At 74.5% G+C, this 24,990-nt stretch carries 26 protein-coding genes and 1 tRNA gene; 11 read left to right on the top strand and 16 right to left on the bottom strand.

Annotated features, from left to right (window positions below):
* The first annotated feature begins 32 nt into the window (after positions 1 to 32).
* On the top strand, positions 33 to 806 hold the full coding sequence (gene cobF / locus OG802_RS30105; protein ID WP_329415535.1) for a precorrin-6A synthase (deacetylating): 774 nt from the start codon (positions 33 to 35) through the stop codon (positions 804 to 806).
* A 104-nt stretch (positions 807 to 910) separates the two neighbouring features.
* On the opposite strand, the gene OG802_RS30100 is transcribed toward cobF, so the two are convergent.
* Entirely contained in the window at positions 911 to 1,684 is a 774-nt protein-coding gene (locus OG802_RS30100) for a sulfite exporter TauE/SafE family protein (protein WP_329415533.1), read from the bottom strand.
* 148 nt (positions 1,685 to 1,832) lie between these two features.
* Positions 1,833 to 3,020 carry a thiolase family protein gene (locus tag OG802_RS30095; RefSeq protein ID WP_329415531.1) on the bottom strand — a complete coding sequence of 396 codons (1,188 nt, stop codon included), beginning with the start codon at positions 3,018 to 3,020 and terminating at the stop codon, positions 1,833 to 1,835.
* A 101-nt stretch (positions 3,021 to 3,121) separates the two neighbouring features.
* Here OG802_RS30095 and OG802_RS30090 point away from each other — a divergent pair, with 101 nt between their 5' ends.
* The 4 genes from OG802_RS30090 (at position 3,122) to OG802_RS30075 (ending at position 5,231) form a co-directional block, all read left to right on the top strand.
* Positions 3,122 to 3,922 (top strand): alpha/beta hydrolase, encoded by an 801-nt coding sequence (locus tag OG802_RS30090; RefSeq protein WP_329415529.1) that lies wholly within the window; start codon positions 3,122 to 3,124, stop codon positions 3,920 to 3,922.
* Positions 3,923 to 4,130: 208 nt separating this feature from the next.
* Positions 4,131 to 4,388 (top strand): WhiB family transcriptional regulator, encoded by a 258-nt coding sequence (locus OG802_RS30085; RefSeq protein ID WP_329415527.1) that lies wholly within the window; start codon positions 4,131 to 4,133, stop codon positions 4,386 to 4,388.
* Entirely contained in the window at positions 4,385 to 4,867 is a 483-nt protein-coding gene (locus OG802_RS30080) for a Dps family protein (protein WP_329415525.1), read from the top strand. Before OG802_RS30085 ends, OG802_RS30080 begins: the two co-directional genes overlap by 4 nt.
* A gap of 31 nt (positions 4,868 to 4,898) precedes the next feature.
* Complete coding sequence (locus tag OG802_RS30075; protein WP_329415522.1) at positions 4,899 to 5,231, top strand: DUF3140 domain-containing protein; 333 nt, start codon at positions 4,899 to 4,901, stop codon at positions 5,229 to 5,231.
* Positions 5,232 to 5,369: 138 nt separating this feature from the next.
* Here OG802_RS30075 and OG802_RS30070 read toward each other — a convergent pair whose 3' ends face one another.
* On the bottom strand, positions 5,370 to 6,239 hold the full coding sequence (locus OG802_RS30070) for a Cof-type HAD-IIB family hydrolase (RefSeq protein ID WP_329415520.1): 870 nt from the start codon (positions 6,237 to 6,239) through the stop codon (positions 5,370 to 5,372).
* A gap of 122 nt (positions 6,240 to 6,361) precedes the next feature.
* On the opposite strand from OG802_RS30070, the gene OG802_RS30065 reads away from it, so the two are divergent.
* The 5 genes from OG802_RS30065 (at position 6,362) to murJ (ending at position 12,371) form a co-directional block, all read left to right on the top strand.
* Positions 6,362 to 7,153, top strand: coding sequence for an SAM-dependent methyltransferase (locus OG802_RS30065; RefSeq protein ID WP_329415519.1), 792 nt, complete (start codon positions 6,362 to 6,364; stop codon positions 7,151 to 7,153).
* 89 nt (positions 7,154 to 7,242) lie between these two features.
* Positions 7,243 to 8,646 carry a glutamine synthetase family protein gene (locus OG802_RS30060; protein WP_329415517.1) on the top strand — a complete coding sequence of 468 codons (1,404 nt, stop codon included), beginning with the start codon at positions 7,243 to 7,245 and terminating at the stop codon, positions 8,644 to 8,646.
* Position 8,647: 1 nt separating this feature from the next.
* On the top strand, positions 8,648 to 9,784 hold the full coding sequence (locus OG802_RS30055; RefSeq protein ID WP_329415516.1) for an amidohydrolase family protein: 1,137 nt from the start codon (positions 8,648 to 8,650) through the stop codon (positions 9,782 to 9,784).
* 15 nt (positions 9,785 to 9,799) lie between these two features.
* Positions 9,800 to 10,339: an NUDIX hydrolase family protein gene (locus OG802_RS30050; RefSeq protein WP_329415515.1), complete on the top strand. Its 540-nt coding sequence runs from the start codon at positions 9,800 to 9,802 to the stop codon at positions 10,337 to 10,339.
* Positions 10,340 to 10,727: 388 nt separating this feature from the next.
* On the top strand, positions 10,728 to 12,371 hold the full coding sequence (gene murJ / locus OG802_RS30045; RefSeq protein ID WP_329415514.1) for a murein biosynthesis integral membrane protein MurJ: 1,644 nt from the start codon (positions 10,728 to 10,730) through the stop codon (positions 12,369 to 12,371).
* Positions 12,372 to 12,532: 161 nt separating this feature from the next.
* On the opposite strand, the gene OG802_RS30040 is transcribed toward murJ, so the two are convergent.
* From OG802_RS30040 to tdh, 7 genes are all read right to left on the bottom strand, one after another.
* Positions 12,533 to 12,609 (bottom strand) — tRNA-Pro (locus tag OG802_RS30040).
* A 110-nt stretch (positions 12,610 to 12,719) separates the two neighbouring features.
* On the bottom strand, positions 12,720 to 13,079 hold the full coding sequence (locus OG802_RS30035) for an MmcQ/YjbR family DNA-binding protein (protein WP_329415513.1): 360 nt from the start codon (positions 13,077 to 13,079) through the stop codon (positions 12,720 to 12,722).
* 30 nt (positions 13,080 to 13,109) lie between these two features.
* Entirely contained in the window at positions 13,110 to 13,631 is a 522-nt protein-coding gene (locus tag OG802_RS30030) for a GNAT family N-acetyltransferase (RefSeq protein WP_329415512.1), read from the bottom strand.
* Complete coding sequence (locus OG802_RS30025) at positions 13,628 to 14,215, bottom strand: helix-turn-helix domain-containing protein (protein ID WP_329415511.1); 588 nt, start codon at positions 14,213 to 14,215, stop codon at positions 13,628 to 13,630. The genes OG802_RS30030 and OG802_RS30025 overlap by 4 nt, the downstream gene beginning before the upstream one ends.
* A gap of 46 nt (positions 14,216 to 14,261) precedes the next feature.
* A complete protein-coding gene (locus OG802_RS30020; RefSeq protein ID WP_329415510.1) occupies positions 14,262 to 15,164 on the bottom strand; it encodes a LysR family transcriptional regulator in 903 nt (300 codons plus the stop codon).
* Positions 15,165 to 15,210: 46 nt separating this feature from the next.
* On the bottom strand, positions 15,211 to 16,422 hold the full coding sequence (locus OG802_RS30015) for a glycine C-acetyltransferase (protein WP_329415508.1): 1,212 nt from the start codon (positions 16,420 to 16,422) through the stop codon (positions 15,211 to 15,213).
* A 27-nt stretch (positions 16,423 to 16,449) separates the two neighbouring features.
* A complete protein-coding gene (gene tdh / locus OG802_RS30010) occupies positions 16,450 to 17,478 on the bottom strand; it encodes an L-threonine 3-dehydrogenase (RefSeq protein ID WP_329415507.1) in 1,029 nt (342 codons plus the stop codon).
* A 326-nt stretch (positions 17,479 to 17,804) separates the two neighbouring features.
* Here tdh and OG802_RS30005 point away from each other — a divergent pair, with 326 nt between their 5' ends.
* Positions 17,805 to 18,407: a GPP34 family phosphoprotein gene (locus tag OG802_RS30005; protein WP_329415505.1), complete on the top strand. Its 603-nt coding sequence runs from the start codon at positions 17,805 to 17,807 to the stop codon at positions 18,405 to 18,407.
* Positions 18,408 to 18,432: 25 nt separating this feature from the next.
* Here the strand turns inward: OG802_RS30005 and OG802_RS30000 are convergent, their stop codons facing one another.
* The 6 genes from OG802_RS30000 to OG802_RS29975 all read right to left on the bottom strand — a co-directional run bounded on the left by OG802_RS30000 (position 18,433) and on the right by OG802_RS29975 (position 24,889).
* Positions 18,433 to 19,002 (bottom strand): GAF domain-containing protein, encoded by a 570-nt coding sequence (locus tag OG802_RS30000; RefSeq protein WP_329415503.1) that lies wholly within the window; start codon positions 19,000 to 19,002, stop codon positions 18,433 to 18,435.
* Between the two features lie 62 nt (positions 19,003 to 19,064).
* Positions 19,065 to 19,733: a GTP-binding protein gene (locus OG802_RS29995; RefSeq protein ID WP_329415501.1), complete on the bottom strand. Its 669-nt coding sequence runs from the start codon at positions 19,731 to 19,733 to the stop codon at positions 19,065 to 19,067.
* Positions 19,711 to 20,082, bottom strand: coding sequence for a DUF742 domain-containing protein (locus tag OG802_RS29990; protein ID WP_256915420.1), 372 nt, complete (start codon positions 20,080 to 20,082; stop codon positions 19,711 to 19,713). Before OG802_RS29990 ends, OG802_RS29995 begins: the two co-directional genes overlap by 23 nt.
* A gap of 2 nt (positions 20,083 to 20,084) precedes the next feature.
* Complete coding sequence (locus tag OG802_RS29985) at positions 20,085 to 20,516, bottom strand: roadblock/LC7 domain-containing protein (RefSeq protein ID WP_329415498.1); 432 nt, start codon at positions 20,514 to 20,516, stop codon at positions 20,085 to 20,087.
* A gap of 101 nt (positions 20,517 to 20,617) precedes the next feature.
* Complete coding sequence (locus tag OG802_RS29980; RefSeq protein WP_443055400.1) at positions 20,618 to 23,194, bottom strand: ATP-binding protein; 2,577 nt, start codon at positions 23,192 to 23,194, stop codon at positions 20,618 to 20,620.
* A gap of 465 nt (positions 23,195 to 23,659) precedes the next feature.
* Positions 23,660 to 24,889, bottom strand: coding sequence for an MBL fold metallo-hydrolase (locus OG802_RS29975; protein WP_329415494.1), 1,230 nt, complete (start codon positions 24,887 to 24,889; stop codon positions 23,660 to 23,662).
* Positions 24,890 to 24,990 lie beyond the last annotated feature (101 nt).

Raw genomic sequence — 24,990 nt, 5'->3', positions numbered from 1 at the left:
CCGCCGCGAGAGGGGTACGGCAGACTCGTCGCGTGCGAAGCATTCATGTCATCGGCATCGGCGCGGGCGACCCCGACCAGCTGACCCTGCAGGCCGTGCGGGCGATGCGCGACACGGACGTGTTCTTCGTCCTGGACAAGGGCGAGGTGAAGAGCGACCTGACGCGGCTGCGTCACGACATGCTCGACGCCCATCTGCCCGGGGGCGGCTACCGGGTCGTCGAGGCGCGGGATCCGGAGCGCGACCGCCGGGCCGGCGGCGCGGACTACTCCCCCGCCGTCGGCGACTGGCGCAGCGCCCGCGCCGACATCTACGAGCGGCTGATCGCCGAGGAGCTGGGCGAGGACGAGCGCGGCGCGTTCCTGGTGTGGGGCGACCCCGCGCTGTACGACAGCACGCTGGCCGTCCTCCAGGAGGTCCTGGCGAGGGGCTCGGTGGACTTCGCGTACGACGTGGTGCCCGGCATCAGCAGTGTCTCCGCGCTCGTCGCCCGGCACCGCACGGGGCTGAACCGGGTCGGGCGGCCGGTGCAGATCACGACCGGCCGGCGGCTCGCCGAGGGCTTCCCCGAGGGGGTCGACGACGTCGTGGTGATGCTCGACGCCCACCAGGCCTTCCGGCAGTACGCCGGGGACGACGTCGACATCTACTGGGGGGCCTACATCGGCACCCCGGACGAGATCCTCGTCGCGGGCCCGATCGCCGAGGCCGGGCCCCGCATCGAGCGGCTGCGCGCCGAGGCCCGCGAGCGCAAGGGCTGGATCATGGACACCTATCTGCTGCGCCGCGCCCCGGACCGGGAGTAGCGTCCGGCGCCTCCGTCCGCCCTGGGCCGTCGTGCCCGTCCCGTCCGGCGGTCCCGGGCCGCGCCGGCGCCCTTCGCCGCTCAGGGCGATACCCCTAGGTCTCCCTAGGTCAGCAGCAGTTGGACGCCGCCCACGATCGTGGCCGCGATCACCAGCTGCTCGAACAGCCGCTGGTTGATGCGGTGCACCGCCCACTTGCCGAGCAGCGCGCCCGGGACGACGAACGCGACGAGTGCGAGGTCCAGGAGCAGCGAGTGGCCGTCGATCAGGCCGAGGCCCGCGCTGAACGGCACCTTGACCAGGTTCACGATCAGATAGAAGAAGGCGGAGGTGCCGAGGAAGCCGAGCTTGCGGAAGCCGGCCGAGAGCAGGTACAGCGACATCACCGGGCCGCCCGCGTTGGCGACCATCGTGGTGAAGCCGCCGAGGACACCGTAGGAGCGGGCCTTGATGCGGCCCGAGCGGGTGGCGACGGCTTCGGGTTCGTCCGTCGCCGCGGTCGTGCGGCGCCGCCACAGCGTGACGCCGGCCATCAGCAGCAGGATCGCGCCGATGGACGTGCGCACGACGCCGTCGCCGGCCCACAGCAGGAACAGCGTGCCGAGGACGAGGCCGACCGCGACCGCCGGGAAGAGCCGCCACAGCGTGGGCCAGTGGGCGTGGCGCCGGTAGGTGAGGACGGCCAGGACGTCGCCCGCGATCAGGAGCGGCACCAGGACGCCGGTGGAGGCCCTGGCGGGCAGGACCGCCGCGAAGATCGCGAGGCTGACCGTGTTGGCGCCGCTGACGGCCGTCTTGGAGAAGCCGACCATCAGGGTCGCCAGGGCGAGCGCGGCGAACCCCCAGCCGGTGATGTGCCACAACGTCATCATGTTCATGCGGAGGTCGATGCTACGCACATCCGTTCCGCGCCCCCTGCCCGTCTCGCCTGGTGACCGGCCGGGCCGCGCGGCCCGGTTCCGCCCGATGACCGCTCGGGCCCGCGGGCCCGGCCCGGTTCCGCCGGGCCGGGCGGGACCGGGTCCGTCAGTGTCGTTCGACCAGGACCGCGCTGCCCTGGCCGACGCCCACGCACATGGTGGCGAGTCCGCGCTCCGCTCCGGTGCGGCGCATGCGGTGCAGCAGGGTGGTGAGGATGCGGGCGCCCGAGCAGCCGAGCGGATGGCCCAGGGCGATCGCGCCGCCGCTGGGGTTGATCCGGTCGGCGTCGATGCCGAGCCGGTCGACGCAGGCGAGCACCTGCGCGGCGAACGCCTCGTTGAACTCGGCCTCCTGGACGTCGTCGACGCTCCACTCGGCACGGGCCAGCGCCTTGCGGGTGGCCGGGACGGGGCCGATGCCCATCACGTCGGGGTGCACGCCGGCGGAGGCGCCGGCGACGTAGCGGCCGAGGGATTCCAGCCCCAGCTCGTTGAGCGCCTCCTCGCTCACGAGGAGCAGGCCGGCGGCGCCGTCGTTCATCGGGGAGGCGTTGCCCGCGGTGACGGTGCCGCCCTCCCGGAAGACGGGCCTGAGCCCGGCGAGCTTCTCGGGGGAGGTGTCCTCGCGGATGCCCTCGTCGGCGTCGACGACGACGCCGTCCGCCCGCGTCACGGGCAGCAGTTCGTCGTCGAAGTGGCCCTCCTTGCGGGCCAGCGCGGCCAGCCGGTGGCTGCGCAGCGCGAACGCGTCCTGGCGTTCGCGCGTGATGCCGTACCGGGCGGCGACCTCCTCGGCCGTCTCCCCCATCGCGAGCAGCCCGTGCAGGTCCTTCATCGCGGGGTTGACCAGCCGCCAGCCGAGCCGGGTGTCGACGGTCTCCACGCGGTGCGGGAGCGCCTCGTCCGGGCGGGCCAGCACGAAGGGAGCGCGGCTCATCGACTCCGAGCCGCCCGCGAGCACGATGTCGGCCTCGCCCGCGGCGATGGCGCGGGCCGCGGTCGTGACGGCCTCCAGGCCCGAGGCGCACAGCCGGTTCACCGTGGCGCCGGGAACGGTCTCGGGCAGCCCGGCGAGGAGGGCGGCCATGCGGGCGACGTTGCGGTTGTCCTCGCCCGCCTGGTTGGCGGCGCCCCAGTAGACGTCGTCGACGCGGGCCGGGTCGAGGGCGGGCACGTCGGCGACCAGACCGCGGATGACGGTGGCGGCGAGGTCGTCGGGCCGGACGGAGGACAGGGCCCCGCGCAGTCTTCCGACGGGGGTGCGGCGGGCGGCCGCGAAGTGGACGGGACGCACGAGCGGACTCCTTGATTAGCACTGCTAGTTTTCGACTATAGACCCCGGCCCGACCCCCTGGGAAGATCCCCGCAGACTTCGCCGACACCGCTGGAGACACGATGCCCCGACACGTCCTCGCCGGGACCCGCGGCGCGATCGCCGTGCTGGAGCGGTCCGGCCCGCACCCGCGGTACACGGCCCTCCTGGCGCACGGCTACGGCGAGCACGGCGGCCGCTACGCCGAGGTCGCCGGCGTTCTCGCCGCGCACCACGCGGCCGTGTACGCCCCCGACCACGCGGGACACGGCCGGTCGGCGGGCGAGCGGGTGCTCGTCGAGGACTTCGAGGACGTCGTCGACGACCTGCACCGCGTCGCCGAACTGGCCCGCCGCGCCCGGCCCGGCCTTCCCCTCGTCGTCGTCGGGCACTCGATGGGCGGCCTGATCGCGGCCCGGTACGCCCAGCGCCACGGCGACCGGCTCGCCGCGCTCGTGCTGTCCGGCCCGGTGATCGGCGCGTGGGAGCTGCCCGGCCGCCTGCTCGCGCACGACGAGATCCCCGACGTCCCCGTCAGCCCCGCCGCCCTCTCCCGCGACCCGGCGGTCTGCGCGGCCTACGCGGCGGACCCGCTGGTGTGGCACGGGCCGATGAAACGGCCGACGCTGGAGGCCTTCGCGCGGACCCTGGACACCGTCGCCGGGGGCGGCGACGTCCGCCCGCTGCCCGTGCTGTGGCTGCACGGCGCCGACGACCGGCTGGTCCCGCAGGCCGGCAGCCGCGTCGGAGTGCTGCGGCTGACCGCGGGCACGCACACCGAGCGGATCTACCCGGGCGCGCGGCACGAGGTCTTCCAGGAGACGAACCGGGCGGAGGTGTTCGCGGACGTCACGAGGTTCCTGGACGACGTCGTCCCGTCCTGAACCGGACTGCCCGTCCTGAGCCGCACTGCCCGTCCTGAGCCGCACTGCCCGCCCTGAGCCGCACTGCCCGTCCTGAACCTGACCGCGGGCGCATGCCGGGCGGGTCCGGGCGGGACGGCCGCCGAGCTGCGGCGGATCTCGGGCGGACCGGCGGCGGAAACGGCGGACGTCCTGTTTGCGGCGGTGCGCCCGGGGCACCCGCGCCCCCATGGAGTGGTTGCGCGCTGCCGCCTGTGTGGGCGAGGACCCGGAGTTGTTCTTCCCCGTGGGCACGACCGGGCCGGCGCTGCGGGAGGCCGCCGAGGCCAAACGCGTGTGCGCCCGGTGCCCGGTCGGCGCCGACTGCCTGTCCTACGCCCTGGACACCGCACAGACGTCGGGGGTGTGGGGCGGCGTGGACGAGGCCGAGCGCGCGGAACTGCTCCGAGCAGCCAGGAATGACGCGAAGAGGAGGACTCCCGTATGACTGTCGTGAAGAGCCCGCTCCCCGAACCCGCCCGCCAGGTCACCTTCGACGCGTTGCAGAACACCCTCGTGGACCTTCTGGGCCTCTCCCTGATCGGGAAGCAGGCGCACTGGAACATCGTGGGCCCGCGCTTCCGCTCGATCCACCTCCAGCTGGACGAGGTCGTCACCACGGCCCGCGGCTTCGCCGACACGGTGGCCGAGCGCGCCGCCGCGCTGGGACTGCCGCCGGACGGCCGCCCCGAGACGATCGCCTCGGCGTTCACCCTGCCCTCCCCCAAGGACGGCTGGCTGCGCGACGAGGACGTCGTCACGGTGATCGCCGAGACCCTGGGCGCGGCCATCGCGCGACTGCGCGAACGCATCACGGCGACCGACGAGGCCGACCCGGTCACGCAGGACCTGCTGATCGCCATCACCGCCGAGCTGGAGAAGCAGCGCTGGATGTTCGAGGCGGAGAACTGGCCGCAGGACAAGTGACGCGGACGCACCGGCCGGGAGGGAGGCCCGCATGACCGACGCACTGGAGATGGACGCGCTGTGGGAGGACTTCCACCGCGCCGTGAACATGACCTCGCAGGAACTGGCCGCCTGGCTGCGGGTGCGCGACGCCGACGAGAACGCGGAGCCGCTGCCCGAGCAGGCGGGGAGCCCGACCGGGCAGCATGTCCTCGCGATCCTGCAGAAACGCCGCACCGACCTGACCGACGACGACGTCGAGGTCATGTACCGGGTCGTGGACGCCGTCGCCGAGCAGGCGGACTCCGGGAACGAGCCCGAGGCGGACGAGACCCGCCGGCGCCACCGCCTGATGACGATCGGCCACGACCCGCTCAGGCCGTGACCCCGGCGGCGGGCCGGGCACAGCGGTAGGCGGTGGCCCCGACGGTGGACGGTGGCCCCAGGCTGTGGATTCCGGGCTCCCGGAGGGCGGTCAGGCCGCTCCGGGGGCCCGGTTCTGGCGTTCGGACCGGCGTGCGGGTCAGAGGCCGGACACCGGCAGGTCGAGCAGGCGGACGACGGTGCGCAGGACGCCGTTGTCGTTGTTGGAGGGGGCGAGGTGACGGGCCCGGCGGACGACCTCGGGGTGGGCGCCCGTCATGGCGAAGGACCACTCGGCGGCGTCCAGCATCTCCAGGTCGTTGAGGTAGTCGCCGAAGGCCATGGTCTGCGCGGGGGTGATGCCCAGCTCCCGCTGGAGCCGGCGCAGGGCCGCGCCCTTGTGGGCGGTGCGGTTCATCACGTCGACCCAGTGCTCGCCGGAGACCACGACCTGGTGGGTGTCGGCGAAGGCCGCCAGCGCCGGGGCGGTGCTCTCCTCGGCGGAGCCGAAGTCGAACAGGGCGACCTTGACGATCTCGTCGTCGACGGCGGCGACGTCCTCGACGACCTGGTGGCGGACGTAGTACCTGGCCGCCTCCGCCAGGAAGGGTTCGTCGGACCGTTCGAGGTAGGCGGACCGCTTCCCGCAGACGACGACGCCCATGTCGACGCCGTCGGCCGCGAGGCGCCGCGCCGCCGCCACGACCCGCGCGACGACGTCCGGGTCCAGCGGGTCGGAACTGACCTCCTCGCCGTCGCGCACGACGTAGGCGCCGTTCTCCGCGATGAACACCATGCCGTCGGCCACGCCGGCGAACTCGCGGGCCAGGGACGCGTACTGGCGTCCGCTCGCCGGGCTGAACAGCACCCCGCGCTCGCGCAGCCGCTCGAGCACCTCCCACAGTCCCGCCGGGATCCGCTTGTCGTCGTCGAGCAGGGTGCCGTCCATGTCGGTGACGACCAGGCGTATGTCGGCGGGACCGGCCGACGGCTCACAGGCGGCCGGACCGGGGGCATGGGTGTAGGGCATCTCGTGCTTCCTGTACGGGATCGGCGGTTTTTCAGCCTACCGGGGACAGCGGTGATCATCCGGCGGCACAATGACGGCCTGGGGCCCGCGACACGGGCCGGGACGCGGGAAGGGGCGGTCACGTGAGCGGGCCGGCACGGCTGGACACCAGCGTCGCGCACAACGCGCGGGTGTGGAACTACTGGATCGGCGGCAAGGACAACTACGAGGTCGACCGCGGGGTCGGCGAGCACGTCGCCGGGATGTTCCCGCTCATCCGGGAGATCGCCCGCGCCGACCGCTGGTTCCTCGGGCAGGCGGTCCGCCACCTCGCCGAGGAGCGCGGGGTGCGGCAGTTCCTGGACATCGGCACCGGGCTGCCGACGGCCGACAACACCCACGAGATCGCGCAGCGCGTCGCGCCCGACGCGCGGATCGTGTACGTCGACAACGACCCCATCGTGCTGGCGCACGCCCGCACCCTGCTGACCGGCACCGCCGAGGGCGTCACCGACTACATCGACGCCGACGTGCGCGATCCGGCCGCCATCCTCGAACGGGCCGCGGACACCCTGGACTTCACGCGCCCGGTCGCGGTGATGATGCTGGGCATCCTGAACTTCGTCCTGGACGAGGAGGCGGCGCGGGGCATCGTCCGCGAGGTCATGGCCGACGTCCCCTCGGGGAGCTTCCTGGTCCTGACGCACCCCACCCACGACAGCGAGGTGGGCGGCGAGGGCCAGATCCCGGCCATGAAGTTCTGGAACGAGAACGCCAAGCCGCCGATCACCGCCCGCAGCGGCGCGGAGATCGCCGCGTTCTTCGACGGCCTGGAGCTGCTGGAGCCGGGCCTGGTGTCGTGTTCGCGCTGGCGCGGAGAGGCGGACTCCCTCGTGGTGGTGCCGCAGTACGGCGCGGTCGCCGTGAAACCCTGAGGAACGTCCGGCACGCCCCCCGCCCCGCCCCGGTCCGTGACGGTCCGGCCGGTCCCGGGGCGCTCCGATCGCACCGCTGTGGAGGACGTATGACCACCCTCGCCGATCCCGTCCCGGGCGGGCGTCCCGGAGACGTCGAGCGGGCGGGCGCGCTGTCCGGGGAGCTGAGCGGCAGAGGCGTCCACGGGATCGTCCTGGCCTACGTCGACACGGCGGGCGTCGGCAGGGTGAAGGCGGTCCCGACGGCGGCCCTGGCCTCGGCGGCGGCGTGGGGCGTCGGCATGTCGCCGGTGTTCGACACGTTCCTCGCGCACGACGGCGTCGTCGCCACGGACGTGCTGGGCTCCCCGGACGGCGACCTGCGCCTCTACCCCGACCTGGACCGGCTCGTCGTCCTGGCGGGCCAGCCGGGCTGGGCGTGGGCGCCGGTCGACCGGATCGCCCAGGACGGCGGACGGCATCCCGGATGCTCCCGCACCTTCCTGCGGCGCGTCGTCGCGGACGCGGCCCGCGAGCACGGGCTCGGCTTCAGGGCGGCCATCGAGATCGAGTGGACGGTCGGCCTGGACTCCGCGCCCGCCGGGGAGTTCGTCCCGGCGGCCACGGGGCCGGCGTACGGCGCGACCCGGCAGATCGAGCTGAGCGCCTTCACCGCCGAGCTGCTGGCCGCGTGCGCGGCGCAGGGCGTCGACGTCGACCAGATCCATCCCGAGTACGCGCCCGGCCAGTTCGAGATCTCGGTGGGCGCCCTGGACCCGGTGGCGGCGGCCGACCGCAGCGTGCTCGTCCGCCACACGATCCGCGCGGTGGCCCGGCGGCACGGCCTGCGGGTCTCCTTCTCCCCCGCGGTCCTCGCGCGGGGCGTCGGCAACGGCGGACACGTCCATCTGTCGGCCTGGCGCGAGGGCGTGAACCTGCACGCCGGCGGCGGGCGCCGGCACGGCATGACCGCCGACGCGGAGGCCTTCACGGCGGGCGTCCTGGCCCGGCTGCCGGCGCTCACCGCGGTGACCGCGCCCAGCCCGGCGAGCTATCTGCGCCTCAAGCCGTCCCAGTGGGCCGGGGTGTTCACCGCCTGGGGGCTGGAGACCCGCGAGTGCGCGCTGCGCGTGGTGCGGGGCACCGCGGGCCGGCGCGCCGAGCAGGCGAACCTGGAGGTCAAACCGGTCGACCTGGCCGCCAACCCCTATCTCGCCCTCGGCTGCCTCATCTCCGCCGGGCTGGCCGGGATCGCCACGGGCGCCGTCCTGCCGGAGGAGACGCGGGGGGACCCGGTGCGGCTGGACGCCGGGACGGCCGCCGCCCGGGGCGTACGGCGGCTGCCGACGTCGCTCGCCGAGGCCGTCGCCGCCTTCCGCGCGGACGAGGTGCTGCGGAACGCGCTCGGCCCGGTCCTCGCCGACGCGGTGGCCGCCGTGCGGCGGGGCGAGATCGACGCCGTCGACGGCCTGGACGACGAGCGGGTCGCGGCGGCCTACCGCTGGACGTACTGACATGGCCGGCGGAGCGGTCCACGAGGAGCTGGCCGGGCTGGACCTGGTGGACCACCACTGCCACGGCGTCGTCGCCGGCCCCCTGGACCGGCCCGGGTTCGAGGCCCTGCTCACCGAGGGCGGCCGCCTGCCCGGCATCTCGGCGTTCGACACCCCGGTGGGTGTGGCCGTGCGCCGGCACTGCGCGCCGCTGCTCGATCTGGAGCGGCACGCGCCCGCCGACGTCTATCTGGCGCGACGGGCCGAGCTGGGCCCCGCAGAGGTGAACCGGCGGTTCCTGACGGACGCCCGCACCGGCGTGTTCTGCGTCGACACCGGGTTCGCGCCGCCCCGCTCCACCACGGCGGCCGGACTGGCCGAGGCCGCGGGCGGGGCCGTCGCCCACGAGGTCGTCCGGCTCGAAGCGGTCGCCGAGGCCGTGGCCGCCCGGGGCGTCGACGCGGGCGGCTACGCCGACGCGTTCCGGTCGGCCGCGCTGGACGCGGTCAGGCGGCCGGGGGTGGTCGCGGTGAAGTCGGTGGCCGCCTACCGCACGGGCTTCGCGCTCGACCCGGCCCGCCCCCCGGACGAGGAGGTCGCCCGGGGCGCGCGGCGCTGGCTGGCGCGCGGCGGACGGCTGGACGAGCCGGTGCTGGTCCGGCACCTGCTGTGGACCGCCGTCGACCTGGGTCTGCCCCTGCAACTGCACACCGGCTTCGGCGACTCGGACATCCGCCTGCACCAGGCGGATCCCACGCATCTCACGGACTGGCTGCACCTCACGGCGGGCACGATCCCCGTGCTGCTCCTGCACTGCTGGCCCTACCAGCGGCAGGCCGGTTTCCTGGCCGCGGTGTTCGAGCAGGTGTACCTGGACGTGGGGCTGACCCTGCACCACGTCGGTCCCGTGCGAGCGCGGGCGGTCCTGGAGGAGGCGCTGGAGATCACACCGTTCCGCAAACTGCTGTACAGCTCCGACGCCTGCGGTCTGGCCGAGTTCTACTCCCTCGGCGCGCTGGCCTTCCGCAGGGGACTGGGCGAGCTGCTCCAGGACCGCGTGGACGGCGACGAGCTGAGCCCGGCCGACGCGCTGCGCCTGGCACGCTGGGCCGCTGCCGACAACGCCCGCCGGGTCTACCGGCTTCCCGACGGACACTGAAAGTATGATCGAACAATGTCTGACTTGACCGAAACCACTCCGGGTTGGCTGAGCGCCGACGAGCTGGAGATGGCGCGCGCCCGTATGCCGATCCTCTACGTCGAGGCCGTGCCCGTGCGCGTCGACGACAGCGGCGAGGTCACCAGCGTCGGCCTGCTGCTGCGGATGGGCCCGGACGGCAACGTCAACCGGACCCTCGTCTCCGGCCGGGTCCTGCACCACGAACGCGTGCGGGACGCCCTGCTGCGCCACCTGGAGAAGGATCTCGGACCGGTGGCCCTGCCCCGCGTGCCGACCTCGCTCCAGCCGTTCACGGTGGCCGAGTACTTCCCCACGCAGGGCATCACGCCGTACCACGACCCCCGCCAGCACGCCGTGTCGCTGGCCTACATCGTGCCGGTGACGGGCGACTGCCGGCCCCGGCAGGACGCGCTGGACCTGGTGTGGTTCAGCCCGCGGGAGGCCGCCTCGCTCGCCGTGCAGAGCGAGATGCCCGGCGGGCACGGCTTCCTGCTGCGCCAGGCCCTGGCCCACGTGGGCCTCTCGGCCTCCTGACCGGCCCGGGCGGCCGGCGGACCGGCCGGCGCGACGAACGCGCCGCGCTGCCGTCGCCGCGCACGGCGGGCGTGCGGGCGGCGATCGGGGCGACCGCCCGCCGGCCGTGCACGCCGGTCGTGTGCCGGAGCGGCTGCCGCGGCGGGGCCCGTATGCGCCCCCGGCTTCGGCCACGCCCGGCAGCCGAAGCGGCTGCGCGCGGCCGCGTCGGCGTCGGACGGCGGCTCCCAAGCCCGCCGCGAGAGGGCCGCGTCCGCCGCCGGCAATGACGCCCGCCGGCGCGCCGCAGCCGCCCGGCCCTCGTCCCCGCCCGGTCCCGGACGCCGGTCAACCTCAGCTGCTCGCACCGGAGTTCGGTGATCCGATCTCCATGGCATAGGTTGGCCGGATGGGGGCCACGACACAACCGCAGACCGGGGAACGCACGACCAGCAAGGGCGGGGCGGCCCGTTCCTCGGCGCTGATGGCGCTGGGCACGGTCGCGTCCCGGGCGACCGGGCTGATACGTCAGGTGCTCCAGGCCGCCGCCCTCGGCACCGGCCTGCTGGCCACCACGTACAACACGGCCAACACCGTGCCCACCAGCCTGTACACGCTGCTGATCGGCGGCGCGCTCAACGCCGTCCTCGTACCGCAGCTGGTGCGGGCCAGGACCTCGCACCCGGACGGCGGCCGGGCGTACGAGCAGCGGCTCGTGACCCTCGTCGTGTCCGTCCTCGCCGTGGGGACCGCGCTGGCGGTGTGGGCGGCCCCGCTGATCGTCTCGCTGTACATGCGCGACACCCCGCAGACCCACGAGGCGTTCCGGCTCACCGTGGTCTTCGCCTGGTTCCTGCTCCCGCAGATCTTCTTCTACGGCCTGTTCAACATCTACGGCCAAGTGCTCAACGCCCGTGAGCGGTTCGGCGCGATGATGTGGACGCCGGTCCTCAACAACGTCGTCCTGCTGGGCATGTTCGGCGCGTACCTGGCGCTGACGACCGTGCCGGAGACGGTGCAGGACATCACCGCCGCCCAGGTCAGGCTGCTGGGCGTCGCCACGACGGTCGGCATCGCGGTGCAGGCCCTCGCGCTGGTCCCGTTCGCGCGGGCCGCCGGTTTCCGGCTGCGGCCGCGCTTCGACTGGCGCGGCTCCGGCCTGGGATCCGGCGTCCACGCGGCCAAGTGGACCCTGCTGCTGGTGCTGACCAACCTGGTCTCGCTCACGGTGGTCACCAACTACGCCAACGCGGTCGACCAGAGGCTGCCGCACGCCGGCGCGGGCTACACGGCGTACACCTACGCGCAGACCATCTGGATGCTGCCGCAGTCGGTCGTCACGGTGTCGCTGGTGACCGCGCTGCTGCCCCGGATGAGCCGGGCCGTGGCGCAGGGGAGGATCGCCGACGTGCGGGCGGACCTGTCGCGCGGCCTGCGGGTGAGCGGGGTCGTCATCGTCCCGGCCGCGTTCCTCTTCCTCGCCCTCGGCCCGCGCATCGCCGTCCTGCTCTTCGCGCACGGCGCGGCCGACGCGGCCTCGGCGCAGCCGACCGGGCACATGCTCCAGGCGTTCGGCCTCGGCCTGATCCCGTTCTCCGCGCAGTACCTGCTGCTGCGCGGCTTCTACGCGTTCGAGGACACCCGCACGCCGTTCCTCATGGCGGTCTGGACCGCGGCGGTGAACATCGCCCTGGCCACCGCGTGCCACCTGCTGCTGCCCGCCCGCTGGTCGGTGACCGGCATGGCCGGGGCCTACACCGTGTCCTACCTGGCGGGCCTCGCCCTCACCGCCCGGGTGCTGCGCAGGCGGACCGGGGGCCCGCTGGACGCGGGCGCGCTGCGCCGCACGTACGGCAGGCTGCTGGCGGCGGGGGGTCTGGCCGCCGCCGCCGGCTGGGCGGCCGACCGTGCCTGTGCCGCGTGGACCGGGACCGGCACGCTCCCGAACGCCGTGGCGCTCACCGCCGGCGTGCTCACCCTGTGCGCGGTCTACGTCGCCGTGGCACGGCTGGCGAAGGTGGGAGAACTGCGCGAGCTGCGCAGGCTGCGCTGACCGGCCCCGGGGGCTCGCGCGCGCCTGTGCGACGTGCGCGAGGGGGCTCACCGTCATGTGCGTGGCGGGATCGCCAGGATCACCGGACGCGACGGACCGCGAACACGACGAAGGCCGTTTCCCCATTGCTGTGGAAACGGCCCTCCGACCTGCGGTGAAGCTGGTCGGGACGACAGGATTTGAACCTGCGACCCCTTGACCCCCAGTCAAGTGCGCTACCAAGCTGCGCCACGTCCCGGTGCCCGTCTGACCTGGGGTTTCCCCTGGCCGAACGCGCATGGAAACAATACCGCACTCGGGTCCATGGTCGCGCACCCGTTTCTTCCCGACGGCGCGCGCCGGGACGCCTCACTCCCCCGCGGGCCGCCCCAGTTCCGGGTGGGCCTCCAGCAGGTGCGGCGGGGCCGCCTGCCGCCAGGAGTCGGCCAGGATGGCGCGCAGTTCGTCCTCGTCCTCCAGGGCGGAGAGCCGGGCCCGCACCCAGGCGAACTGGGCCTCGTGGCCGGCGATCCAGAACTTGGCGGGCTCGGCGAGCGCCAGTTCGTCGCGTTCCTCCTTGGGGCAGCGCACGGCCAGGGAGGTCTCCTCCTCGGGCAGGGTGGCGAACATCTTCCCCGCGACCCGGAAGGTGGGCATGCTCCAGGCGGTCTTCTCCGTCGTGTCCGGCAGGGACAGGGCGATACGGCGTACGTCTTCGGCGTCCGGCATGCTCCGCACGGTAGCGGCTGCCGGTGACAGTCACCCCGCGGCGAGACGCCGGTAGTAGAGGGTGGTCGGACGGAGCGTGCCGGCCGGGTCGGCCGCGTAGTCGGGGATCACGCCGGCCCGGGTCCAGCCGGCGGTGCGGTAGAGGTGCTCGGCGGGGCTGCCGGTCTCGGTGTCCAGGTGCAGCAGGGTGACGCCCCCGGCCGCGGCGGCCCGCTCGGCCGTGGTGAGCAGGGCGCGGCCGAGGCCCCGCCCGCGGGCGTCCCGGTGGACCATCAGCTTGACGAGTTCGGCGCGATGGCGGCTGTTGGGCTTGTCGGGGAAGGCCAGGGCGACGCTGCCCACGACCCGGTGGCCGTCGAGGGCCGCCCAGACGGCGCGCTGTCCGGCGGCCGCCTCCGCGGCGCGCTCGCGCCACCAGGCGAGGGCCTCGGCCCGGTCGAGCGGCGCGAGGAAGCCGACCGACGCGCCGCCGTGCACCGTGTCGAGCAGCAGGTCGGCCAACTCCTCGGCGTGGGCGAGCAGTCCGGGGGCGTCCAGGCGGATCGTCGTCACGGCAGCACCACCGCCAGCACGTACCGCGCCGGCACGTCGCCCGCGCAGCGGAACCGGGTCGGCCCCCAGACGCGCAGCCGCAGGCAGTCCCCCGCTTCGAGGCGTCGCCCGACGTCGTCGGCCGTCACGTCGAGGGCGCCCTCCAGCACCCAGATGTGCTGCTCCAGGCCCGCCACGGGCGGCCGGTCGTAGGCGATGTCGGCGCCCACGGCGAGACGCCCCTCGACCAGTTCGCCGCGCAGCGCGGGGTGCGGGGGTGACACCGAGCGGCGGACGAACCCGGAGGCGCGGTCCTGCCAGACGGACTGCTCGGCGGCGCGCACCAGCGGCGCCGGCTCCGCCTCGACCTCGCCCAGCAGCCGGGACATGGTCCGCCCGTAGGCGTGGCACAGGCGGTTGAGGAGGGAGGCCGTGGGGCTGATCTCCGCGCGCTCGGCACGTGACAGGGTGGACCGGCTGATGCCGGTGCGCTCGGCCAACTCCCCCAGCGACCAGCCGTGTTGGGCCCGCAGGTCGGCGAGGCGGGCGGCCAGCCGTACGTCGACGTCGTCCGGCGGCGCGGCCGGCTCCGATGGGCGTCTCATATCCGGGAAGATATCCCGGACATGAGACGGCGCGGTTACGGGAGCCTCACACCCGGGCGGCCTCGCCGAGCGCCCGGAGCACCGGCCGGATCAGCGGATGCTCCTCCGCGCCCCGGCGGACGGCGGCGAAGACGCGCCGGGTGGGCGCCACGCCGTCGACGGGGCGCACCACCACGCCCGCGAGGTCCATGCCGCGCAGCGCGGAACGCGGCACGAGCGCCACGCCCGCGTCCGCCGAGGCGAGGGCGACGACCGCGCGGAAGTCGTCCGAGGAGTGCTCCAGCCGGGGCTGGAAGCCGGCGGACTCGCAGGCCAGGACGACCACGTCGTGGCAGGGGTTGCCGGGGTAGGGGCCGATCCAGCTGTCCTTGGCCAGCTCGGCGAGGGGGACCTCGGGGGCGTCGGCGAGCCGGTGCCTGACGGGCACCACGGCGTCGAAGGGCTCGGCGTACAGGGGGACGTGCGCCAGGCGCGGGTCGTCGGCGGCCGGGGCGCCGCGGTATTCGACCGCCACGGCGACGTCGACCTGCCGGTCGAGCACCATCGGCAGGCTGGCGTCGCCCTCGGCGTCCTGGACGCGGATCCTTATCCCCGGGGCGGTGCGGGCGAGGCGGGTCACCGCGGGCGCCACGACCAGGGCGATGCCGGTCGCGAAGGCGGCCACCGTGACCGTGCCGGCCGCGCCCGAGCTGTAGGCGGCCAGCTCGGCCTCGGCCCGCTCCAGCTGGGCGAGGACGGCGTGAGTGTGCGCGAGCAGGATCTCCCCGGCCGGGGTGAGCCGTACGCCCTTGGCGCCGCGTTCGACGAGCCGGTGGCCGGTCTCCTGCTCCAGCGCCGTCAGCTGCTGGGAGACCGCGGACGGCGTGAGGTACAGCGCGGCGGCAGCCGCCGTCACGGTGCGGTGGTCGGCCACCGCACGCAGGATGTGGAGCCGCCGCGCTTCGATCATGGGACCGATTATCGCAATATGTCCGGGCTGCTCGGACCGCCGCGGTTCAGACCGCGGCGGCCTCGGTCCCGGCCACCTCCGCGCGGGCCTCGACGAAGGCGTCCACGGCCCGGTTCACGTCGTCCGTGGAGTGCGCGGCGGACAGCTGGACGCGGATGCGGGCCTGGCCCTGCGGGACGACCGGGTACGAGAACCCGATCACGTAGACACCGCGCTCCAGCAGCAGCTCGGCCATCGCGCCCGCCTCCGCGGCGTCGCCGATCATCACCGGGGCGATGGCGTGGTCGCCGGGCAGGACGTCGAAGCCCTCGTCGGTCATCCGGCGGCGGAACAGGGCGGTGTTCTCACGGAGCCGCACACGCAGGTCGTCGGCCGACTCCAGCAGGTCGAGGACCTTGAGCGAGGCGGCGGCGATGACCGGGGCGAGGGTGTTGGAGAACAGGTACGGGCGCGAGCGCTGGCGCAGCAGGGCGACGATCTCCGCGCGCGCGGCGACGTAGCCGCCTGACGCGCCGCCGAGCGCCTTGCCCAGGGTGCCGGTGATGATGTCGACGCGGTCCATCACGCCGTGCAGTTCGGGCGTGCCGCGGCCGCCGGGGCCGACGAAGCCGACCGCGTGCGAGTCGTCGACCATGACCATCGCGTCGTAGCGCTCGGCGAGGTCGCAGATCTCGGCGAGCGGCGCCACGTAGCCGTCCATGGAGAACACGCCGTCGGTGACGACGAGTCGGCGGCGCGCGTCGGACGCGTCCTTCAACTGCCGTTCCAGATCGGCCAGATCACGGTTGGCGTAGCGGAAGCGGCGGGCCTTGGACAGCCGGATGCCGTCGATGATGGAGGCGTGGTTGAGGGCGTCGGAGATGACCGCGTCCTCGGGGCCCAGGAGGGTCTCGAAGACTCCTCCGTTGGCGTCGAAGCAGGAGGAGTACAGGATCGTGTCCTCCTGGCCGAGGAACGCCGACAGCCGCGCCTCCAGCTCCTTGTGCACCTCCTGCGTCCCGCAGATGAAGCGCACCGACGCCATGCCGTAGCCCCAGCGGTCCAGGGCCTCGTGGGCCGCGGCCACGACCTCGGGGTGGTCGGCGAGGCCGAGGTAGTTGTTGGCGCAGAAGTTGAGCACCTCGCCCGGCCGGCCGCCGGCGGTGACGGCGACGGTGGCCGACTGCGGGCTGCCGATGACGCGCTCGGGCTTGTGCAGGCCGGCGGCGCGGATCTCGTCGAGGGTGGTGCGCAGATCGTCGCGCACGGAGTCGAACATCAGGAGGCTCCTAGGGAATGCGGGTGCTTACGCGGTCCAGTCGAGGATGACCTTGCCGCCGCGGCCGCTCGCCGCGTCGGCGAAGGCCGCCTCGAAGTCGCGGTAGCCGTAGCGGCCGGTGATCACGGGGGCGAGGTCGAGGCCGCCCTCCAGCAGCACCGACATCGCGTACCAGGTCTCGAACATCTCCCGGCCGTAGATGCCCTTGATCGTGATCATCGAGGTGACGATCCGGGACCAGTCGACGGGGAACTCCTCGGCGGGCAGCCCCAGCATGGCGATCCGTCCGCCGTGCGTCATGTTGGCGATCATGTCGCGCATCGCCTCCGGCCTGCCCGACATCTCCAGGCCGACGTCGAAGCCCTCGCGCAGCCCCAGTTCCCGCTGCCCGTCGGCGACGGACGCCTGCGAGACGTTCAGCGCGAGGCTCGCACCGATCTTGCGGGCCAGCTCCAGGCGCTCCTCGCTGACGTCGGTGACCATGACGTTGCGGGCGCCGGCGTGCCGGGCCACGGCGGCCGCCATCAGGCCGATCGGTCCCGCGCCGGTGATCAGGACGTCCTCGCCGACGAGCGGGAAGGACAACGCGGTGTGCACGGCGTTGCCGAACGGATCGAAGATCGCCGCCACGTCGAGGTCCACCGGCACCCGGTGCACCCACACGTTGGACGCGGGCAGGGCGACGTACTCGGCGAACGCGCCGTCGCGTCCGACGCCGAGGCCGACGGTGGCGCGGCACAGGTGGCGGCGCCCGGCGAGACAGTTGCGGCACTTGCCGCACACGAGGTGCCCCTCGCCGCTGACCCGGTCCCCCACGGCGATGTCCGTGACGTCCCGGCCGGTGCCGACGACCTCGCCGACGAACTCGTGGCCGAGCACCAGCGGCGTGCTGATGGTCTGGCGCGCCCAGCCGTCCCAGGACCGGATGTGCAGGTCGGTGCCGCAGATGCCGGTGCGCAGCACCCTGATCAGCACGTCGCCGGGACCGACGGCGGGCTCCGGGACGTCCGCGAGCCACAGCCCGGGCTCCGCCTTCTCCTTGACGAGCGCCTTCAACGCAACGGCTCCTGTGGTGAGGGCCCGGGCGCGAGCAGGCCGAAGGGCCCCGCATCCGGGAAGACGGGTGGATTCGCCGAGCAATCTGCCGCACTGGGCCCGGCCGGGTCCATCGAGCTTTTCTTAAGCGCCGCCACAGCTCTGCTTCACACGAGCCGCCACAGCTCTGCTTCACACGGGCGACCCCGCCGGCCGGACGGGCTTCTCGCACACCACGGTGGGCCGTGCCACCCTTGACCGCAACCCGCACCGGGCCGACCGGCTGAGCGCCGGGCCCGCCGGAGCGACCTCGCTGCGACCTGCGGCCGACCGATGGGGAGCCCCCGATGACGACAGCACGGGATCTGATGATCGTCGCGTTGGACGTGCCGCCCGTGCGCGACGTCGGGCAGGGCGACCTGTCGCTCGCCCTCGCGGGCGCGGAGGCCGTCGACCTGGTCCGGGCGGGGTCGTTCGTCCTCGACGGCGACCTCGTCGTGCCCGGCCCGCCGACGCCGCCGCAGGACCCGCTGCTGGCCGCCGCCGAGGCCTCGTTCGTGCGGACGGAGCCCTACGAGTCGCTGGAGGACTGGCTGTGGCGCCGGGGCCGCGACCTGGCGGCCGCCTACGCCGCCCGGCTGGCGGCGGACGGACTCGTCGCCCGCGGGCGCGGCCGGCTGCTCGCCGCCCGGTCCGCGCCGCTGCCGGTCGACTCTCCGGCGCGGCGGCGCGCGGCCGCGCGCTGGGCGTCGGACGAGCCGGTCCTCGCCACGCTGGCCACGGCCGTCGGCCTGCGCGAGGAGCCCGCCGAAGGGTTCCCGGGGCCGCTGGAGGAGGCGGTCGTGACCGTGCTGGCGTCCGCCGGCGAGGCGCTGGCCGAACTGGAGGCCGTACGGCGGCGGCGGTCCGTCGAGGACGCGGGCTTCGACAACATGTGGCGGGCCCTCTGACGCCTCCCGGTCCGCCCGCAGGCCCTCACGGCGCGGCCCTCTCGCGCTCCCGGCGCTGAAGCTGTCCCGCGAGGTCGGCGGCCGTCGCCTTGATGGTCTCCAGGCCCGCCCGGCCCCAGGGCCGGGGGGTGAGGTCGGCGACGCACACCGTGCCCAGCGCCATGCCGGTCGAGTCGATCAGCGGGGCGCCCAGGTAGCTGCGGATGCCGTACTCGTCGACGACCGGGTTGCCCGCGAAGCGCGGGTAGTCGGCCACGTCCTCCAGGACCAGCGCCTTGCGCCGCACCACGACATGCGGGCAGTAGCCGTACTGGCGGGGCAGCCGGCGGCCCATCTCGGGCTTGCCGCCCCGGGCGGCCCGGCCGCCCTGCGGGGTGTGCAGCCCGGCGAAGAACTGCCGCTCCTCGTCGAGGAAGTTGACCATGGCGTAGGGCGCTCCGGTCACCTCGGCGAGACGGTCGGCGAAGGCGTCCAGGGCGGCCTCCGGCCATTCCCCGAGGCCGAGTCTGCGCAGCCGGCGCGCCCGGGCGGGAGCCTCCTTGTCCTCCGGCGTGAGCAGCAGACGACCTGCCGGACGCGGCGGGTCGTAGCTCATGGCCGGGCTCCGTCGCTGTGGACGTACGTCATTTGCGGCTCCGGGGGCGTGGGGTGCGGGCGTCACATGTGGGCGCCGCGGCTCGGCTGGGGTGCGGCCGGCGCGTGGGCGATGAGGTGCTTGACGAGGGTGAGCAGGGTCTGGACGCCGGAGGCGGAGATCCGCGCGTCGCAGCGCACGACGGGGACGGACGGGTCCAGGTCGATGGCGGCGCGCACCTCCTCGGGGTCGTAGCGGTGGGATCCGTCGAACTCGTTGACGGCGATGATGAAGGCGAGTCCGCGCTCCTCGAAGAAGTCGACGGCGGCGAAGCACTCCTCCAGCCGGCGGGTGTCCGCGAGGATGACCGCGCCGAGCGCGCCCTCGGACAGCTCGTCCCACATGAACCAGAACCGTTCCTGGCCGGGGGTGCCGAACAGGTAGAGGACGTGCCGGGGGTCGAGGGTGATGCGGCCGAAGTCCATGGCGACGGTCGTCTCGACCTTGTTCTCGATGCCGTCGAGGTTGTCGGTGGCGGCGCTGACGGTGGTGAGCAGCTCCTCCGTGCTGAGCGGCGCGATCTCGCTCACGGCGCCGACGAAGGTCGTCTTGCCCACCCCGAAGCCGCCCGCGACCAGGATCTTCAGGGCGGTGGGGAACGGGTCGGGTCCGGTGTCGTCGGGGCCTCCGTAGGCGCGGCTGTCGCCGTACCTGTCGTATGCGTCGCGGTCAGAGCTGTCGTCGTAGTCCATCGAGCACTGCCTCCAGTAGGGCCCGGTCGGTGGGGGTGTGGTGGTACTCGGGGGGCTTGGTGGTCAGCGCCCCGCAGTCGAGGAGGTCGGACAGCAGCACCTTGGTGACCGCCGCCGGCAGCCTCAGATGGGCCGCGATCTCGGCGACCGACACGGGCGCGCGGGTCAGGTCGAGCGCCTGCGCGTGCTCGGGGCCGAGATAGCCGAGGGGGGTCGCCCCTGTGGCCCTCACCTGCGACATGAGATCGAGGGCGACGCTGGGCCTGGTCCGGCCGTTGCTGACCGTGAACGGGCGCACCAGCCGTCCGGCCGCGTCGTCGAGCCAGGGCCCGTCGCCGGCCGCCGCCACGCTCAAGGTCCCGTCACCGACGGTTCGGCGTGCTGCCGGGGTGCGGTCATCAGATACGGCCGGACGCTCTTGACCAGCATCGACATCTCGTAGCCGAGCACGGCGGCGTCGGCCTCGCGCCCGGCGAGCACCGCGAGGCACGTGCCGGACCCGGCAGTGGTGACGAACAGCAGCGTCGAGTCCAGTTCGACGACGACCTGCCGCACGTCCCCGCCGTCGCCGAACCGGACGCCGGCGCTGCGGCCGAGGGAGTACAGGCCGGAGGCCAGCGCGGCCATGTGGTCGGCGCTGTCGGGGTCCAGGCCGTGGACCGACTTCACGAGTCCGTCGCAGGAGAGCAGCACCGCGCTCGAGGTGTGCGGTACGCGCTGCACGAGGCCGCTCATCAGCCAGTCGAGATCGGATACCTGGCCGGTCGGCGCATCGCTCGCCATGGTGGATCGACTCCTTGGGGTACGAAGGTCTGCGGGAGCGCTGGGGGTGGGGGTGGGGGCGGTCATGAGAGTGGCCATGGGGGTGGTGACGCTGGCGGTGGTCATCCGGCTGGTGCGCTCCCGTCGTGCCGGGCGGTGGTCCGGCCGGGGCCGGGCTGGTCCGGTGCCTCGCGGGAGCCGTACGCCTCGGAGGGCGCGGCCGGGTGCGCGGGGCGTGGGGCGGATATCCCGGCCGGGTGCGACGGCGGCCCGGCGTCGGCCCGGGTCGGCAGCGGGCGCAGCGGCGGCAGGGGCGCCGGCGGCCGTGCGCCCTCCGGAACGGCCGCGCCGGCGTCGTCCCCGCCCGCGAGGCCGGGCTGCGACGGACCTGACGGTGCCGAGTGCTGGGAGTACTCCGAGGGGGCCGAGGGGGCCGAGGCGGCCGAGGGCTCGGACGGGAAGAAGGGCGCCGGGTCGAGGGACCACGAGGACGACGGCGACGTCGGCTGTGAGTGTGACTGCGACTGCGACTGCGACTGCGACTGCGACTGCGACGAGGTGAACGAGGCCGGGGCCGGGGCCGGGGCCGGGAAGGAGGGGGACGGCGGTCGCACCGGGTCCTGCGGGTCGTCGGTGACGGGGTGCGGGGACGCCTCCACGACGTCCGCCTCCAGGCTCTGCTGGGCCTCGGCCAGGCCGAAGCCCCGCTGGAAGGCCGCCATCAGGCCGGGGTCGTGACCGGCGGGCTGTTCGGTGTCCGGGCGCGGGACGGGGCCGCCGCGCAGCTGGGGCACGAGGTGTTCCTGGGCCCGGCGGCGGGGCAGCTGGGGCTTGCCCATGGTGCCCCGCACCGGGCCGACGCGCGGGGTGGGCGCGAGACCCGCGTGTTCCTCGACGACTGGCCGGTCGTCCTTCCGGATGCCGGGGGCGGCCTCGGCCGGGTTGGGCCGGGTCTCGCGCGCGCCGCGCACGGGCAGCGGCGCGGGCCGGCCGCCGGGCTCGGCGGGGCCGGGACCGCCCTGTGCCCGCGAGGGCAGGGGCGGCGGCGCTCCGCCGGCGGAGGCGCCGGGTCCCTGCGGCGGGAGGGAGGGGCGGGCGGACGAGGAAGCCGACGACGCGGCCGCGGAGGGGGAGGCTGCGTCGGAGGCGGACGGGAGGCGGGGGCCGGCGGTGTCGCGGGGGTGCGGCGGTCCGGCGGAGGGGCCGGGCGGAACGGCCGGCGGCAACTGCCCGGCGGCGTACGGGCGGCCGGCGCCGTCGCTGGCGTCCCGGGCCCGCGCCGGCGTCGCCTCCGCGCTCGTCGCGGCCTGGGGCAGGCCCGCGCCGTCGGTGTCCCCGGCCCGCCGGCGGGCGCCCGGTGCGGGCAGGTCGCCCGGGGCCCGGTGTGCCGGGGCCTCGTGGCGGCCCGCGCCGGCGTGCCTGGGGAGGGACCGGCGCGCCGGGTCGGGGGTGCGGGCCCCGCCGACCGTCACGGGCGACCCGGCGCCGGGCGCCGAGTGGCGCGGGGCCGGCGGCAGGGTGGGCCGGCCGGGGGCGGCGGCGAGGGGGCTCGGGGCGGGCACGAGGGGCCGGCCGGCGCCGTCGCTGTCCGGGCCCCGGGAGACGGAGCCGGGGAGGCCCGGCCCGGAGCCCAGCAGCGCCTGCGGGACGACGAGGACGGCCTGGACGCCGCCGTAGATGTTGCACTGCAACCGGACCCGGATGCCGTGCCGCCGGGCGAGCTGGGAGACGACGAACAGCCCGATCCGGCCGTCGGCGAGCAGGCGGCCGACGTTGACCTGGTCGGGGTCGGCGAGCAGGGCGTTCATCCGGCTCGCCTCCTCGGCGGGCATGCCGAGGCCGCGGTCCTCGACCTCGACGGCCAGCCCCGAGGTGACGAGGTTGGCCCGCAGCAGCACCTGGGTGTGCGGGGCGGAGAACACCGTGGCGTTCTCGACGAGTTCGGCGAGCAGGTGGATGACGTCGGCGACGGCGTGGCCGCGCAGTTCGCCGTCGACGGGGGGCACGAGCTTGACCCGCGAGTACTGCTCGACCTCGGCGATCGCGGAGCGCAGCACCTCGGTCATCGAGACCGGGTGGCTCCACTGCCGGCGCGAGACGGCCCCGCCGAGGACGGCGAGGTTCTCCGCGTGGCGGCGGATCCGGGTGGCGAGATGGTCGACGTGGAAGAGGCCCTTGAGCAGGTCGGGGTCCTCGATCTCGTTCTCCAGCTCGTCGAGGATCGAGATCTCGCGGTGCACCAGGGACTGGAGGCGTCGCGCGAGGTTGACGAACACCTCCAGTTTCTGTTCGCTGCCGGTCTGGCTGGACAGCTGGGCGGCCTGCACGACGGCGGCGACGGCCCCGTCGTGGGCGCGGGACAGATCGGCGGCGAGCAGCTCGAAGTCGTCGGCGTCGCCGGGCGGTCCGCCGCGCGTCCTGCGCGGCGGCGGGGCCTCGCCGCGACGCAGCGTTTCGACGACGCCGAGCAGTTCGGCCTCGCCGCGCGCGCTGCTGCGGCGCAGCGCCGCGACGCGGTCGGCGACGGAGCGGGCGGCGCGGTCCGCCGCCACGGCGGCGATCACGAGGCCGACGCCGGTCACCGCGACCCCGCCGGCGAGGACCGCCCACAGGACCGGTCCGGGCCGGACGCCGGAGGAGCGCACGGTGAACAGGACGACCGCGCAGGCGCTGAGGGCGACCGCGGTCGGGGGGAGCACGGCGAGCCGCAGCAGCTGGGGCCGTATGGGTGTCTCGGCCGGCGCCGGTGCGGTGCGGGGGGCCGGCCGCCCGTGCCGCCCGCCCTCACGGCGGTCTGCTCGTGCGGCGGGTGCGCGGAGGTGAGACATCGGTGTCCTCGTACTGGTCCGTCGAGCCGGGTCGTCGGTCGGAAGAGCCGTCGGTCGCGAGCGCCGGGGAATACGGCCCGGTATGCGCGACGGCGACTCACAGTAGTTGGCAACCCATCATGTGCGGTGGGCAGTTGACGAAGTCCCGCACACAGCGTCCCGCTCTGGTATGAGGCTTCGCACGGCAGACCGATAAACCCGCGGGGTCACGGGCACAACGAGGAACGAATCCGATCAGGGCTGGTCAGGGACGGTCACAAACGACCGTGCGGGCCGGGGAGCTGCTCGCTCCCCGGCCCGCACGGTTTCCGGTGCCGAACGTCCGCCTGTCCCGGGTCAGCCGGCCGGGACCGCCTCCGGCGCTTCACCGCCCTCGACGGCGCCCTTCGGTTCGTCACTGTCGGTATCGGCTTTGGCCTCGGCCGTCGTCTCGTCCAGCGACCGCCAACCGCCGACCGGCGCACGGGCGGCGCCACGCCACCAGGGCTCGTCCGGAACAGCCTCGCCGCCGGGCTCGAACGGCTCGCCCGGGCGCGGCAGGGCGACCCTCGCCCCCACGGCCCGGCCGGCGGCCAGCGTGCCCTCCCCCGGGTCGGTCCACGCGTGGGTGGCGAGATTGAAGGTGGCCCAGTGGATGGGCAGCATCACCCCGCCGGGCCCGCCCTGCAGATCGAGATGGGCCCGCATGCTCTCCTCGGGCGTCATGTGGATGTCGGGCCAGAAGTCCGAGTAGGCGCCGATCTGGATCATCGTCGCGTCGAACGGGCCGTGGGCGGCCCCGATCTCCCGGAAGCCGTCGAAGTAGCCGGTGTCGCCGCTGTGGAAGACCCGGTGCTCCTCGCCCGCGACAACCCAGGATGCCCACAGGGTGTGCTGGGTGTTGCGCAGGCCGCGGCCGCAGAAGTGGCGGGCCGGAGTGGCCGTCAGGGTGAGACCGCCGACCTTCGTCTCCTCGTGCCAGTCCAGCTCGCGCAGCCGGTCGGCGGACACCCCCCAGTGCTCCAGATGGGCGCCGACGCCCAGCGGCACGGCGAACAGGGTGTCCGTGCCGGCCAGCGCCTTGATCGTGGGCAGGTCCAGATGGTCGTAGTGGTCGTGCGAGATGACGACGACGTCGACCGGGCCCAGCGCCGCGAGCGGAAGCGGGGCCGGATGCAGGCGCCTGGGACCGGCGAACGGGAACGGCGAGCAGCGCTCCCCCCAGACCGGGTCGAACAGCACGCGCTGCCCGTCGATCTCCGCCAGCACGCTGGAGTGGCCCATCCAGGTCACCCTGAGCCCGGTGGCGGGCGGCTTGGCGAGGTCGGCCAGGGTGGTGGCGTGCACGGGCACGGTGCCCGCCGGGGAGCGGCGGGGGCGCTGCTCCTTGTCGAAGAAGACCTTGGCGAAGTCGAGGGCCGAGCCCGAGGGGCGGGTCCGCGCCGGGCCGCCGGGGTTCACGAAGACCCCGTCCTTGTAGTGCGGCGATCTGCGGATGCGCGCGAGGCGCTCACCGCGGGGATCCGCACCGAAGGCCTCGGGCTGCAGAGCGCGGAGCCCGGAGCTCAGGGAACGGAAACCGGACACGGTACCTCCAGGTGGAGTCGCTGAGGCGTTCCATTATGGTCGCCCCCCGCGACAGCGCGTTGACAGGCCTCGCCACCGCTCCCGATACTGACCCACCGTTC

It is taken from the genome of Streptomyces sp. NBC_00704 (genome assembly GCF_036226605.1).
In the GTDB taxonomy this organism is placed as follows: Bacteria; Actinomycetota; Actinomycetes; order Streptomycetales; family Streptomycetaceae; genus Streptomyces.
Note: the sequence above shows the minus strand (reverse complement) of the source record. Positions and strands in the feature narration are given on the sequence as shown.